General features: G+C 43.1%; 13 protein-coding genes. 4 read left to right on the forward strand and 9 right to left on the reverse strand.

The annotated features are described in order from the left end of the window. Nucleotides 1-562 precede the first annotated feature (562 nt). A complete protein-coding gene (locus D328_RS0114060; RefSeq protein WP_018885667.1) occupies nt 563-1,795 on the reverse strand; it encodes a Ger(x)C family spore germination protein in 1,233 nt (410 codons plus the stop codon). Nucleotides 1,796-2,021: 226 nt separating this feature from the next. Here D328_RS0114060 and D328_RS31885 point away from each other — a divergent pair, with 226 nt between their 5' ends. Beyond that, nucleotides 2,022-2,255, forward strand: a complete 234-nt coding sequence (locus D328_RS31885) for an HAD hydrolase family protein (protein WP_154659062.1) — start codon at nt 2,022-2,024, stop codon at nt 2,253-2,255. An 83-nt stretch (nt 2,256-2,338) separates the two neighbouring features. Beyond that, entirely contained in the window at nt 2,339-2,563 is a 225-nt protein-coding gene (locus tag D328_RS30305; protein WP_018885668.1) for an HAD family hydrolase, read from the forward strand. On the opposite strand, the gene D328_RS0114070 is transcribed toward D328_RS30305, so the two are convergent. Beyond that, entirely contained in the window at nt 2,552-3,022 is a 471-nt protein-coding gene (locus tag D328_RS0114070) for a DUF2798 domain-containing protein (RefSeq protein WP_018885669.1), read from the reverse strand. The two genes, D328_RS30305 and D328_RS0114070, sit on opposite strands and share 12 nt — an antisense overlap. A 139-nt stretch (nt 3,023-3,161) precedes the next feature. Here D328_RS0114070 and D328_RS0114075 point away from each other — a divergent pair, with 139 nt between their 5' ends. Continuing rightward, nucleotides 3,162-3,581, forward strand: a complete 420-nt coding sequence (locus D328_RS0114075) for a MarR family winged helix-turn-helix transcriptional regulator (protein WP_018885670.1) — start codon at nt 3,162-3,164, stop codon at nt 3,579-3,581. A 104-nt stretch (nt 3,582-3,685) separates the two neighbouring features. Here the strand turns inward: D328_RS0114075 and D328_RS0114080 are convergent, their stop codons facing one another. The 6 genes from D328_RS0114080 to D328_RS0114105 form a co-directional block, all read right to left on the reverse strand. Next, nucleotides 3,686-4,705, reverse strand: coding sequence for a Gfo/Idh/MocA family oxidoreductase (locus D328_RS0114080; protein ID WP_018885671.1), 1,020 nt, complete (start codon nt 4,703-4,705; stop codon nt 3,686-3,688). A 142-nt stretch (nt 4,706-4,847) separates the two neighbouring features. Beyond that, nucleotides 4,848-6,233 (reverse strand): glycoside hydrolase family 1 protein, encoded by a 1,386-nt coding sequence (locus D328_RS0114085; protein WP_018885672.1) that lies wholly within the window; start codon nt 6,231-6,233, stop codon nt 4,848-4,850. 39 nt (nt 6,234-6,272) lie between these two features. Further along, the gene (locus D328_RS0114090; RefSeq protein ID WP_018885673.1) at nt 6,273-8,195 is read right to left on the reverse strand and encodes a beta-glucoside-specific PTS transporter subunit IIABC; all 1,923 of its coding nucleotides are present in this window, start codon (nt 8,193-8,195) and stop codon (nt 6,273-6,275) included. 112 nt (nt 8,196-8,307) lie between these two features. Beyond that, complete coding sequence (licT, locus tag D328_RS0114095; RefSeq protein ID WP_018885674.1) at nt 8,308-9,144, reverse strand: BglG family transcription antiterminator LicT; 837 nt, start codon at nt 9,142-9,144, stop codon at nt 8,308-8,310. A gap of 504 nt (nt 9,145-9,648) precedes the next feature. Continuing rightward, nucleotides 9,649-10,443 carry a TrmH family RNA methyltransferase gene (locus tag D328_RS0114100; protein WP_018885675.1) on the reverse strand — a complete coding sequence of 265 codons (795 nt, stop codon included), beginning with the start codon at nt 10,441-10,443 and terminating at the stop codon, nt 9,649-9,651. A gap of 243 nt (nt 10,444-10,686) precedes the next feature. Next, on the reverse strand, nt 10,687-11,349 hold the full coding sequence (locus D328_RS0114105; RefSeq protein ID WP_018885676.1) for a potassium channel family protein: 663 nt from the start codon (nt 11,347-11,349) through the stop codon (nt 10,687-10,689). Nucleotides 11,350-11,480: 131 nt separating this feature from the next. Here D328_RS0114105 and D328_RS0114110 point away from each other — a divergent pair, with 131 nt between their 5' ends. Next, on the forward strand, nt 11,481-11,714 hold the full coding sequence (locus D328_RS0114110) for a small acid-soluble spore protein SspI (RefSeq protein WP_018885677.1): 234 nt from the start codon (nt 11,481-11,483) through the stop codon (nt 11,712-11,714). A gap of 136 nt (nt 11,715-11,850) precedes the next feature. Here D328_RS0114110 and D328_RS0114115 read toward each other — a convergent pair whose 3' ends face one another. Next, entirely contained in the window at nt 11,851-13,434 is a 1,584-nt protein-coding gene (locus D328_RS0114115) for a peptide chain release factor 3 (protein WP_018885678.1), read from the reverse strand. Between the last annotated feature and the right edge of the window lie 241 nt (nt 13,435-13,675).

The following is a 13,675-nucleotide window of genomic DNA, read 5'->3' on the forward strand; positions in this document are numbered from 1 at the left end:
AGATATATACAAATATTAATGAAGCATAACATGTCCATGACATGAGGTCATGCACATACACAGCCATAACAGTCATTCGACATTACGGCAGAAAGCTCTTCTTAATATTCAAAATATATCTTTGAGTAGGATCAGAGTCTATATAGCAAATAATTCGCCTTTATCACTCTTATTGACCGTTTCACAAGTTGATGTGCAGATGCACTGGTTGTAAAGTAACCAACTTATAAAATTTGAGCTTTTAACTCAATCAATAAGGCAACCAAAAGTTGCCAATCGGCATTTGACCCGGCTGTCCGTATGGCCTTAACTTCCTGTACTCAAGAAGTGGTCAAAACAATTATCTGCTTGGAAAGATCCAGATATATTTTGAGCATATCAGCACTCAATCACAATCGCGATGAGCGAAGCATGCTTCCTTGAATATTAACTTTCCAAATCACACTTCTGTATGCTATCAAAATGAAACCCAAAAAGCAATCAAATTTTAAAATTTCTTTTGTAAATTTTTTGTGTAGCTAGTACAGTAGTCTTTTACAATTGGTTCGGCTGCTATCCTCTCTTATTTCTTCACTTCACTTAGAAAAGACTTATCAAGTGTACCAATTCGGTTGATCTTGATACTCGCTGAGTAATGTACCGGAATCTTACCCAAGTAGTGTTCGCCGTATCTTCCCTTTAGCTCGGACCAAGCTTCAGGATTGTGTTGATAGATCAGATGTCCGAAGCCCATTGCATCGATATTGTACTTGGATATGATGCGGGTACAGGAGGTTCGTAACAATTCTACAAGCTTGTTCTCTGCTTCCTTGGTTATAAAATTGATCGCCTGAGGAGTTCCGATGTCCATTTCACTCGGTACCTCCTGTACATTCGTTAAGAGCTTTACATGAATGAAGATGTTAGGCACACCATTCAGCATCTTAACCTTGCGCTCCGTTTTCGCTCGTAGCGCCTCTACCACGATGGGTCGATTATCCGTTCCCATGACAAATCCCGTATTTGTCACGACTTTGTCTGTGATGTAATTGAGGCCCACGGCCTCATCTTCGTCCAGCCACCCCTTCATTTTATCCTTCTCAAAAATAGCTACACCGCGGTATCGTAGCTTCGTCCGGGGCTCGACACTTTGGACATTCGATCGCTCCATTCCTTCCCTTGCGCTGCCATCCATGAGGACGCCTGTAAGCACTGGACTAAGTCCTTGTGAGAACAAATCGTTGATTACCTCATCCAGCGTGGCAGTTGTCGTCTTTGCACTGGCCTTATGGGAACGAGACAGCGAGTTGAAGAGCTTGATTGACGGAATCTTCTCCAGAGGTGTGAGCACACTGAGCACCTCAGATGCGAGACTGTCGCGCGCTACCATGACGTAGAAATCCGATCGCGGCTCCCGACTTCGCTTGAATACATCCAACACAGGAGCAATCCCTTCCCTAGCCAGTTCCTCTCCGATTACGAGCACCCGAATATGTCCCAGATAGGACTGTCTGGGGCTCATCAAGGTGAATTCCCTTAAGGCATCATATACGTTATCCACAGTACTCTGATACAGAGCTACAGGTGTACTGTATCCCGAGGACTTCCCGGCAATCTCAGAAGGTATCACCGCCTGCATAGAGACGTTGTATTTATCGCCCACCTTATCAATCCCTACCCCAAGTACAAAGGCAAGCTCATTTAATTCCTGACGTTCCCAGCAACCTGTAAGCAATAAGGAAATGCATAACAGTAGTGTCGTCCATGTACGCCGTCTGGTGGAGCGTAAGAGACAGTTACGGAGGATTAGCTTCATATGGAACCCTCTGTTCTTCCAAGATGATGAAATGAGTTCGACGGAACCAGCAATGTCCCTTTTAGTATGAGCGCGAATTCCATAAATATGCATGTTGCTAGATTACCAAAGTGCATGTAAGGTTCTAACCCATTCATTTACTCAAATCAAAAAAACACTTACAAACACTTAAAATAAACAAAAAACTTAAAAACAATTAACAAAATACTCAAAAACGTCTGCAAGAATGCCAAGTTCTATCATAGAACTTCAAAAGGCGTTAGCCATTGACTCTCCTATTATTTGTTATAGTGGCGCTCTAGTATTGGGGAAAGATAGTAATCATGGACAAAGATCCATTATTGATAGCACCAACTTATCGCAAGAGGCTGTAAAAGGAATTATGACTGTCGTGGACACACTAGCGTTTATTGAAGAAAATCACGATATTCATAAGTGTATGTGCATGGGAGAACCATAGACTATTAAACAACTTGAATCCACATTAAAAGATAGATTTCCTAATTTAACTATCTATAAGTCAAAGGATACCTACTTGGAGATATGTCAGGAGATGCTTCGAAATCTAATGCCATTAAGAAGCTAATAAATCTATACCAGATTACAAGTCAGGAAATCATGGCCGTTGGAGATAACTTTAATGATATGGATATGTTAGAATACGCAGGTTTAGGGGTTGCGATGGGAAATGCACCTCGACTTCGTATCACTTCAAAAGAAAGTAAAACCCTTGCCCAGCAAGGGTTTTATTTACAACTATGTTGTTGATGCAGCCGCCGGTGGATAAAACCTCATAAATACAAATCGAGTCAAGGGACCAACAATAATAAATTGTAGCGGAAGTGCACAAATGAAATTTTGCAGAACTGACCTCAAGTAAGCATGAAGCAAAGCGGCCGTAAAACCCACATGAACGACGGCTCCATAGAAAGACATCAGAAGAACCATGGAACTTACCATACAGAATGAAATCAGCATTACTCGTTTGAACATCGGATCATCTGGTTTGATGAACTTATGAGCGATACTCTTAGCCAATCTTCCAACAATAAAGACATCTAATACTAACGCGACTAAAAACGCCGGCACATATCCAATAACTAAATCTTTGAAGAACGAATTGGAGAATCCGCTCAACAACAGCACATTGTAAATTGACATGCCGAGTACCATCAATACACACATAATCAGCGTGAAAATAAAGCTTTCCTTTTTATTTCTTCCCATTACCACATTCCTATCCTTTCTATATTGTCTTAGGTTTACGTGCTTTACAGTATCATTGGCATTTTTTATTGTCAACTAGGTTGACAATCATCATGAATATCTTTAAATTTATTATCAGGAGTAGAATAGGAGGGGCAAAGTGGAGAACATTTATCCAGATTTAAACCTAATTGATCTCATTAGTGAAAAACATCTAGCCCTGAGAAGGGCTGTTGGCGAGCTTGACGGAAATCGTCTAAACAAGACTGAGACCCACATCCTGTCTATTCTCGAACGGTATGAACCTATGTCAATTTCGGAGATCAGTCGGCGCATTCACATTTCTCGTCAAGGTACTCATAAGAGCATTCAAGGCTTGCTGGCTCAGAACATGATTATTACGACAGATACAAAAGAGAATCAGCGCGATCGGAACGTAACAATTACACAAAAGGGTCGGGACTACAATCGCCAATTGCTAGAATTGAAGCTGGAACTTGAGCAGCAGATTGTTCTCAGATTAGGCGAAGACAAAATTAAAGTAATTAAATCTATTCTGAGCGAGGAATGGTTGGAATGATCATCAAGTTTCATTTCTGTCTCATATGTAAAAAGCACAAAAACCCTTGCATTGGCAAGGGTTTTACGAGTCCAGATTTTCAATGTAGTCGGTCCAAATTCAACTTAGCTACAAGCTTCAATTCCTTTTTCTAATATTTCCATTACAGCCAGCGTCTCTTCATCCTTAACGGATTTTTCTTTACCATGCACAATGGCTTGGTACATATCATCGTACACCCGAGTATAATCCCCTTTTTCCGAGACAACCTTCTCTTCGTGGTACACTCCTTCTTCGTCAATATACGTTAACGTGCCATAATGCTGAGGCAAATCCAGGCCGAAATCAGCATGTCCCTTAGGCATGTAAAACAACTTCAAATGTTCTTCCTGACGATCCTCCGTCTCTTTGACAAACATTCCTTTTTTACCATACACAACAGCACATGGGCGTGGTTTGATACGGAAAAAGCTTGATTTGATGGATACTTTTAAAGTTCCATAGAATAGATCCAGATCAAAATAATCATTCATACGTCCTTGTCCCAATAATTGACGAACCTCATAATGAACTCTTTCTGGTATACCATAATACGATATGGCCTGATCAAGCGTATGACTCGCATGTCCATACAAGTAACTATTATATTTTGAAAAATGATGAGTATTATTAGGAATCTCAGGTCGAAAATAATCATAGTGCATCTCTACTTCGAGTAAGTCTCCAAGTTTGCCAGATTCGATTACTTTTTTTGTAGTTAAGAAATTTGAATCATAGCGTCTATTCTGGAAGCACTGAGCAATCAAATTTCTTTCTTTTGCATAATTGAAAATAAATTCAGCTTGCTCCTTGTTTAACATAAATGGTTTTTCAACAAGAACATGTTTCCCATGATCAAGTGCCATTTTTGCATAATCAAAATGGGCTTCTAAATGCGTACATACGACAACCAGTTGAATCTCGTCATCCGTCATCAAAGAACTCAGATCATCCGTATATTGAATGTGTGGAACTCTATCCCACTCCGTTTTTTCCAGGTTCCTAGCATATATTGTTTTCACTTTGATATGGTCATGATTTAATGCGAAAGGAAGATGGTAGCGATTCGTACTTTTTCCATTAGCAATATATCCAATTGTAAGCATGTTCAGTTCCTCCTAGATGTTTTGGTTTCATTATAATTGAAAGCTGCCGTTATGGACGGCAATGCCAGCAAATAGGTAATTTTGATTACATATTCGCCTCTTATCAGGACTTTTTTTGAACAATATGTTCATCCCTTGTGTCTCACATGTACTCTCCATTGCTGGAGATCACTTTTTTGAACCACCCATAACTTTTCTTTCTGTATCGCTTTAGATCCTTTAGATCCGTTTCGGTTCGATCCACATAGATAAATCCGTACCGCTTCTTCATTTCTCCTTGCGAGCTTAATATATCGATGGGGCCCCATGTTAGGAAACCCATGAGATCGACACCATCCTGCGAAACTGCCAATTTCAGTTGCTTAATATGCTCACGAAGATACTCAATGCGATAATCATCCAATACGGTGCTATTTTCATCCAACATTTCATTGACACCAATTCCACATTCAATAGTAAACACGGGTAGCTTGTAGCGATGATACATTTCTTTCACTGCAAGTCTCAACCCAAGCGGATCGATTGCCCATCCCCATTCACTTTGTTGTAAGTATTCATTCTTTGGTGATTTCCCACCAAGAAAGAGATCCCAAATCGACTCAATATTCACTTCAGTATCAGAGCGAACATTCAGGGATTGATAGTAACTGTGAGCCAGGAAGTCCATCTTGGCCTGGCTCAAATATTCCAGATCCCCCTTCGCAATTGGCAATGTTACATTGTTCATACGCCATTCTTGAAGTTGATCCGCCGGGTATTCTCCATTAACGAAGACGTCCAGCATACGGTAGTTGTATCTACGATTTGCTTTTTCTGCTGCAAACACATCTTCCGGGTTACATGTAGCAGGATAGAATGGTGCAAAATTTATCATTCCACCCACCTTTGCGTGAGGTGCATATTGTTGTGCAATGTTCTTTACAGCAGCTGAGGACATGAACATATGATGCTGAACTGCTGCGACAATATGTTGTTTATTCAATTCGGACACATCTGCAGATAGCATTTTCATCTGAACCGAGACTGCAGCGTTTTGCTCGTTGAAAGGAATATAATACCTAACACGTTTGCCGAACCGCTTTATTACGATCTCCGCATATGCCTTGAAAGCTTCATAGGTTTGACGCGACTCCCAGCCGCGATACTTGTTAGCCAGGGCTAGTGGCATGTCAAAATGATGCAAGCAGACAATCGGCTCTATTCCATATTTCAACAATTCGTTCACCACATGATCATAGAATTGCAGCCCTGCTTCGTTCACTTCACCTTCTCCATCAGGCAAAATGCGCGCCCAGCTCAATGAGAACCGATAGGCATTGAACCCCATATCTGCAAACAGGGCAATGTCCTCCTGATACCGATGATAAAAGTCTATGGCTGTTTTCCAGTCTGAAGCAGATTCAGCATTACTTTTCATTAATCCGGCGTCATACACCGTGGGACCTTTGCCATCTTTATCCCAGGCTCCTTCAATTTGCATACTTGAGACGGAACCGCCCCACATAAAATCTTTTCTTAAATCACTCATGTTAATAGGCTCCTTTATAGCTCTGTAATTAGCTTAAGCTTATTGGATGACGGTAAGCAGATCATCATGATATGAGATACGTTTCTTTTCGGTTTCAATAACATCCAGGAACTCTTGTGAATTAGTAACAATAACAGGCGTAAGAATACTAAATCCTGCTTCCTCAATTGCATTTATGTCGAATTCCAGTAGAAGATCTCCTTGTTTAACCGCTTCCCCTTGTTTCACTTTCGGAGTAAAGTGTTTGCCCTTCAGTTTGACGGTGTCCTTACCAACATGAATGAGAATCTCAATGCCATTTAAGCCAGTTATGCCAATGGCGTGCCCAGATGGAAATACATTCGTTAGCACACCATCAATAGGCGCATACACCTTCCCTTCAGAAGGTAAAATAGCGATCCCCTTACCAAGCGCTCCGCTAGAGAATGCTTCGTCTTTGACCTCATTCAATGCTATTACTTCACCTTTCATTGGGCTTTGTACAGTTTGGTGATGTACTGCTCCTTGAACAGATCTTACTTGTTGCCCATTCTCTTTATTTTCTACTATGGGTTCGTTGTCTTTATAGCCACGGAAGAATGTAAGCAGAAATCCTAGCGCAAAGCTTACAAATGAACCAATAATCATACCGTAGAAGCCTTTGTCGATACCCTCTGGCCCAATAAAGCTTGGAAAAGCAACAATTCCCAAACCACCAATCATATATGCCTTGGTTCCCATGAATCCAGTAATACCGCCACCCACTGCTGCTGCAATACACCCCATAATGAACGGTTTTTTACGTGGTAATGTAATGCCATAGATTGCAGGTTCGGACACTCCAAAGATTCCAGAGATGATGGCAGGGATAGATAGTGATTTCAACTTTTGGTTTTTTGTCTTAATGAAGATCGCCAGTACAACGCCAACCTGTGAGAACACCGTAAGAATAGATGCTGGGATAATCATGGGGTCATATTTAAGGACAGCCAGATTATTGAAGGCAATAGGCACCAATCCCCACTGCACACCGAAAATAGTGAATACTTGCCAGAATCCATTAAGTAATGTGTTAGCAATAACCGGGCTCGTGTTATAAAGAAACATGGTTCCATACCCAATTAATTGACCCACCCATGTTGATACAGGACCGATAACGATCAATGCCAGAGGAACCACTACCAGCAATGTACAAAAGGGAACGAAGAAATTATTAATGACATTGGGAATAATTCTTTTGAATACTTTCTCAAACTTTGCAGCAACGTAAGTTGCCAGGATAATAGGTATAACACTAGACGCATAATTCATCAGAATAACAGGAATCCCTAGAAAGGAAAGATACACTGATGATTCGATAGCGGTGCCACCAAAAATTGTGTATAGTGGCTGACCAGTCGAAGTCAGGCTGGAAAAGCTCGGATACACCAAACAAGCACCGATCGCCATACCTATAAAGATATTGGCATTGAACTTCTTAGCTGATGTATATCCCAAAAAGATCGGAAAGAAATAAAACAGACAATCACCAATCGCGCTAAGAATATGATGTGTTCCTGAAGTTGTACTCAGCCATCCGATCGCTACCAACAAGGCGGTAAGCCCCTTTATCATCCCTGTTGCGCCTAGAATACCAAGCACCGGAGTAAACACACCTGAGACGATATCAATAAAGGCATTAAACACATTCTTCTTTGCTCCTGAGGAGTCATCAGATTCCTGTCCTGTGTCTAGTTGTAGTCCTCCTACTGTAGATATATTCGCAAAGACCTCAGGAACATGATTACCGATGACCACTTGATACTGTCCTCCACTTTGCATCACCGTGATGACACCATCCATGTTCTTCAAGACGTCCGTATTGGCTTTACCTTCATCCTTCAATTTGAACCTAAGACGAGTTACACAATGGGCCAGACCTGCAACGTTACTCTTTCCACCGACATTTTCAAGAATGTCCTTTGCTAACTGCTCATACTTCATATGTGCTCATCCTCTCAATGATGTGTATAAAAAAAGGCAAGACCCCATGGGACAAAGCGTAAGCGCAATGTCCAAGTAGTCTCGCCTGCATTACCAGTAACAATCCATTATTTTATTCAGTTGTTTTCCGGGTGATACGTTCAATGTGTATCGTCAAATACAGTTTTTCTTCATCTGACAGTTCAGTATTCAAATACTTTTCGATCTTTAATGCACAATCATACGCCTTTTTGTATTTGGATCTAACCTGTCTGAATAAAAAATCGTCTTCAACGATCGCCTCTCTTCCTTTGTTCAGCCTTTGGAAAAAGAATTTCAAGTGAGTAAGGAGGCGTTCATAGCTAACTGACTGTTCATCAAGGGTAATTCTAAATGTATATTGGATGATAGCCAGAATATCATTAATCTTTTCTAACTGTCGTCCCAGATCAGCAACGTTAGGGTACTCACTGTTAACTTTGGGATTAATTAAGTGTTGTGCAATGTTCGCGGCCTCATCTTCTGGTAGCCTCTTCCCCACCGTTTCTTCGATAAAGTCCAGCGCCTTGAAGCCCACATCATATTCTTTTGGATATATCCTTTTGATCTCCCAGGCCAGTGGATTAACTATTTTAATCCCCTCATCATATAGTTTGATGGTATTGTTAATGTGATCTGTGAGAGTCACATAAATATACTCACTAAGGGGCGTTTTCAATCTGTTTTTGGCATATTCTATAATGTCATAACACAGCGAAACATATTCGGATGGAATATCCTCTAGCAAGGATTTAAATTTCTCTGAAGTTTCATTTTGTTGCAGAACAAACAATTTTTCAATCAAAGTTTCGTCTAGACTGTCTCCTACACTTTTTTTAAAACCGACCCCTTTGCCCATCACTACAAACTCTTCTCTAAGGCCATCTTTAGCTACAATTGCATTATTGTTAAATATCTTTTTGATGATCATGCAGTGCCCCCTTTCATCCCTTTACAGACTGCAGTGTATGTTTAAAGTGGCGCCAGTAATTAAATTCCCACATCATCAACAAAGGTTTTTAACTTTGCATTAGCTGATTATAAAAAAAAGACGATATCCAAAACATACATAAATAGCTGTGTATGCTTTGGGTATCGCCTTTTCAGTAACAATCCCAAAGTTATAATAACATCTAGCAATTGATTAAGCAAGCGCTTTCTTTATTTTTTCTATTTAGTTATACATCGATTTAACTTTACTTTCTACAAACGCGAACACGATTATGCACAGCTAGCTATAAAATCAACTAGTATCAGTCGTCATTAAAAACATAGTTTCAATAAAATTCCCACTTCTTATCCACAAATGAAAAATAAAAAAAACCCCTTGCTTAGCAAGGGGTTTTCCAGTCCAGGTTTACGTTATAACTTATCCAGATTGATCTTATAATTTGTCCAGAATTACGTTACTAACTGACAGTAGGACAGGAAATTTTCATTTGTTAAAATTACGCTGTCTCATTGCCTCAAAGAGTACGATCGTAGCTGCCATAGCCGCATTCAGCGATTCTGCCTGACCGACCATTGGAATTCGAATAGATTCATCGACGAGAGCCGTAGCCTCCGCAGATACCCCCTGACCCTCACTACCAATGAGCATCCAGACCGGACCGCGAAAATCATACGTATAGCAAGAATGTGTGGCATCCAGTGCCGTGGAGATGATCTGTGCCCCATGACGTTTGGCCTCAGGCAGCAGCTCCGCTAGCTCTCCTTCCACGACCGGGATATGGAACATCGAGCCCATCGTCGAGCGGATCGTCTTGGGATTGTACAGATCTGCACAGCCTTGCCCCAGAATAACACCTGCCGCACCTGCTGCATCTGCGCTTCGAATAATTGTTCCTACATTTCCCGGGTCCTGCACCCCATCCAGTACGATGACGATACTGTTCGGCTTCTCCCACAATCTGTCCACAGCCGTAGTCTCTTTGCGAACGACTGCGAATACAGACTGTGGTGTCTTAGCCTCCGTACATTTGGCGATCACGGCTGCCGATACCGCAATCCATTCCGGAGCATCGGGCGATGATCTTAAGCCCGTCAATTCCCTTGGAATACCGCGCTCCATATCGTATGCTACACATTCAATATCCGCATTTGCCTGCAGGGCTTCCATTACAAGATGAATGCCCTCGATCAGATACTTGCCTTGCTTGCTGCGATGCTTCTTGTCGAGCAACTGGGCCCAGCCTTTGACCCGCGAGTTGCTTGGCGAAATAATATCCATATTTAGACCACGTTCCTTTTACACTCCATAATGTCTAACTTACGCTATTGTCCTCAAGACACTAATGGGAATTATTCCCCGCCATCTAGCATCTTAACACCTATATATCAATGCAGTTACATGAGCATACAGCTACGTAATCGTACCCATCCATATTTATGTACCATGTCTATACACCTTCACAAATGTAACTTCATTCATCATGTACCTTTATACCAAATCTCCAGATCATGACCTGTTCCTCTATTCAGGAATCGCCTGTTCTAGTCGAACAAGATCATTTTTGTGTCCTACGATAATCAGCACATCTCCTGTCTGAATCAGGTCCTCAGGATGCGGAGAGATATTCATCTCCTTCTCACGCCGAATACCCAGTACATTACAACCATACTTCGCCCGAATATCCAGCTCCTTCAGATTCCTGCCGATCATGAAGCGCGGGGCCTGCATCTCGAATATACTGTAGTCTTGGGACAACTCAATATAGTCCAGAATGTTCGGCGAGGTCAAATGATGAGCTACCCGTAGTCCCATGTCCCGTTCCGGATAGATCACCTTGTCCGCACCAATTTTTTGCAGTACCTTGCCATGCAGTTCGTTCTTCGCTTTGACCAGGAGCACGGGTACACCCATATCCTTCAGTATCAGTGTTGTCAGAATACTGGCTTGTATATCCTCACCAATCGCCACCACGACGACATCAAAATTACGAATTCCCAGCGCCCGTAAGGCTTCCTCATCCGTTGAATCTGCCGACACGGCATGGGTCACCATTTCGGAGACCTCCTGTATTCGCTGTTCATTGGCATCGATCGCAAGTACATCGTAGCCCATCTCGCTTAACGCGTATGCGACGCTGGAGCCGAATCGCCCCATGCCGATAATCGCATATTGTTTTTTTGCCATTTGTCGTTTGGCCTCCCGAATTCATACTATGCCTAAGTATAGCATACCTGGAATCCTTATTTGCATACCATCCAGTCCGGCAGGTCACACTAGGACAAGGTACTTGAATCTAACCTATCAGGAGGATCACAATGCCCATTACACTCGATTTGCGACAAGCTATCGTTCACAAAGTGCATGGTGAATCAGAGCAAGGCCTGACCGAGATGATTGAGGGATCGGTGGATGGTCCGGAGGCTGCCCTGCCCGGCCTTGGTGCTGTGTTCGAGATGATCTGGAAGGACATTAACCCGTCTCAGCGCGAGGAGCTGGTGCATATCCTGCATCATCATTTGCAGGGGGTTCAGCCTCCCAAGCTATCCTGATTCCTGATTGGTAGCTCACAGTACACGAACAAGCCGGCACTGTCATAAGACAGTCAGCCGGCTTGTTCTACTTGGACTTTTTACAGCCTCCAGTATATGTGTGTGTCATAATCTCGCCCGTAGTCTCGACGCTAACTTAAGGAGCCGTCTCCAGGAACTTCGCAGTCGGATTTTTCTCCATCGCGGTACGCATAGCATATTCATTCTCGAACAGCACAACGTAATTTCCTTTTTTATCCTTCACTAGCGTGGAATTAATACGGAATTTACTTGGATCAATCTGATCATCCACAATCCAGCGGGCGAATTGGAACGGCATGCGTTGTAGCTGTACATCCACGCCATACTCGCCCTTCATCCGATATTCGAACACCTCAAATTGTAGTTGTCCTACTACGCCCAGAATCGTATCGTCGAAGCTCACCGTGTTGAACACTTGGATGGTGCCCTCCTCGGTCAGTTGATCGATTCCCTTCTGATACTGCTTATGCTTAAGTGCATTCTTAACTGTCACCTTGGCAAAAATCTCTGGCGAGAACGTCGGCAGCTCATCGAAGACAACCTCACTGCCCTGACTAAGCGAATCTCCGATGCGGAAGATACCTGGATCGAAGAGTCCGATAATATCCCCAGGATATGCCTCCTGAACAATATCACGGTCCTGTGCCAGGAACTGCTGTGGCTGCGAGAGCTTGATTTCCTTACCCGCACGGACATGCTTCACGCTCATACCGCGCTGGAAGACACCCGATACGATCCGCAAGAACGCTACACGATCCCGGTGGGCTGGGTTCATATTCGCCTGAATTTTGAAGACATACCCACTGAATTTCTCATTCGTCGGCTCGATCAAGCCAGCTGTACTGCGACGTGGCTCCGGCTTCGGTGCGAGATTCAGGAAGTTCTCCAGGAAGGTCTGTACGCCGAAATTATTGATGGCACTGCCAAAGAAGACCGGTGTCAGCTCACCGCGCTGTACCTTCTCCATATCAAATTGGTCGCCCGCGATGTCCAGCAGCTCAAGGTCCTGGCAGAGCTGGTCATGATGGAACTCTCCTGCCATTTCGCGGATCACAGGATCGTTATAGCCCTCAACCTTCTCTACCTTGATCTTGGAATGATCGTCACCCTGGAATAGCTCAACCTGGTTCAATGTACGATCATATACGCCGCATAGCTCACGTCCCATGCCAATAGGCCAGTTCATCGGCACCGAGCGAATACCCAATACCTGCTCCAGCTCCTCCATCAGATCGAAGGGACTACGTCCTTCGCGGTCTAGCTTGTTGATGAAGGTGAAGATGGGAATCCCGCGCTTGGCACATACCTGGAATAGCTTGATCGTCTGAGCCTCCACACCCTTGGCAACGTCAATCAACATGACTGCACTATCCGCGGCCGTCAGTGTCCGATATGTGTCCTCACTGAAGTCCTGGTGACCTGGCGTGTCCAAAATGTTAATCCGGTGCCCGTTATAGTCGAATTGCATCACGGAGGAGGTTACAGAGATCCCCCGTTGCTTCTCGATCTCCATCCAGTCACTCGTTGCATGCTTGCTGGCTTTGCGTGCCTTGACGGAACCTGCCTCACGAATCGCGCCGCCGAACAGGAGAAGCTTCTCCGTGAGCGTCGTCTTCCCCGCATCCGGGTGAGAGATAATGGCAAAGGTCCGTCGTTTGTCGACTTCCTGTTGCAGTACTTGTTCGCTTGTTTTACTCATTTCACTATTCCCTTCATCACATGAATACAATTACATTTCATTGATTTGTGCACGAATGTCCTTTCGGCGCTGAGCTTTACATGGCAAAAAGGAAGCTGTGTATTATCACTTAATCCGGCTTTTTCGCAAAACTTCTATATTGATACACTTTATAAAAAAGTAGAAATCAACTCACAAGGGATGACGCCTCACTTTATCCAGACTTTTTTACCACACTGAACTATATCCACTTTCTTCATTT

Origin of the sequence: Paenibacillus massiliensis 2301065 = DSM 16942 (assembly GCF_000377505.1) — a bacterium.
In the GTDB taxonomy this organism is placed as follows: domain Bacteria; phylum Bacillota; class Bacilli; order Paenibacillales; family Paenibacillaceae; genus Paenibacillus; species Paenibacillus massiliensis.

What these genes read in the sequence shown, in the direction of transcription:
- D328_RS0114085 (WP_018885672.1), bottom strand. Translation starts at nt 6,233, where the DNA reads ATGAGTGATTTAAGAAAAGATTTTATGTGGGGCGGTTCCGTCTCAAGT.
- D328_RS30305 (WP_018885668.1), top strand. Translation starts at nt 2,339, where the DNA reads ATGTCAGGAGATGCTTCGAAATCTAATGCCATTAAGAAGCTAATAAAT.
- D328_RS0114115 (WP_018885678.1), bottom strand. Translation starts at nt 13,434, where the DNA reads ATGAGTAAAACAAGCGAACAAGTACTGCAACAGGAAGTCGACAAACGA.
- D328_RS0114080 (WP_018885671.1), bottom strand. Translation starts at nt 4,705, where the DNA reads ATGCTTACAATTGGATATATTGCTAATGGAAAAAGTACGAATCGCTAC.
- D328_RS0114105 (WP_018885676.1), bottom strand. Translation starts at nt 11,349, where the DNA reads ATGGCAAAAAAACAATATGCGATTATCGGCATGGGGCGATTCGGCTCC.
- licT (WP_018885674.1), bottom strand. Translation starts at nt 9,144, where the DNA reads ATGATCATCAAAAAGATATTTAACAATAATGCAATTGTAGCTAAAGAT.
- D328_RS0114110 (WP_018885677.1), top strand. Translation starts at nt 11,481, where the DNA reads ATGCCCATTACACTCGATTTGCGACAAGCTATCGTTCACAAAGTGCAT.
- D328_RS0114070 (WP_018885669.1), bottom strand. Translation starts at nt 3,022, where the DNA reads ATGGGAAGAAATAAAAAGGAAAGCTTTATTTTCACGCTGATTATGTGT.
- D328_RS0114100 (WP_018885675.1), bottom strand. Translation starts at nt 10,443, where the DNA reads ATGGATATTATTTCGCCAAGCAACTCGCGGGTCAAAGGCTGGGCCCAG.
- D328_RS0114090 (WP_018885673.1), bottom strand. Translation starts at nt 8,195, where the DNA reads ATGAAGTATGAGCAGTTAGCAAAGGACATTCTTGAAAATGTCGGTGGA.
- D328_RS31885 (WP_154659062.1), top strand. Translation starts at nt 2,022, where the DNA reads ATGCCAAGTTCTATCATAGAACTTCAAAAGGCGTTAGCCATTGACTCT.
- D328_RS0114060 (WP_018885667.1), bottom strand. Translation starts at nt 1,795, where the DNA reads ATGAAGCTAATCCTCCGTAACTGTCTCTTACGCTCCACCAGACGGCGT.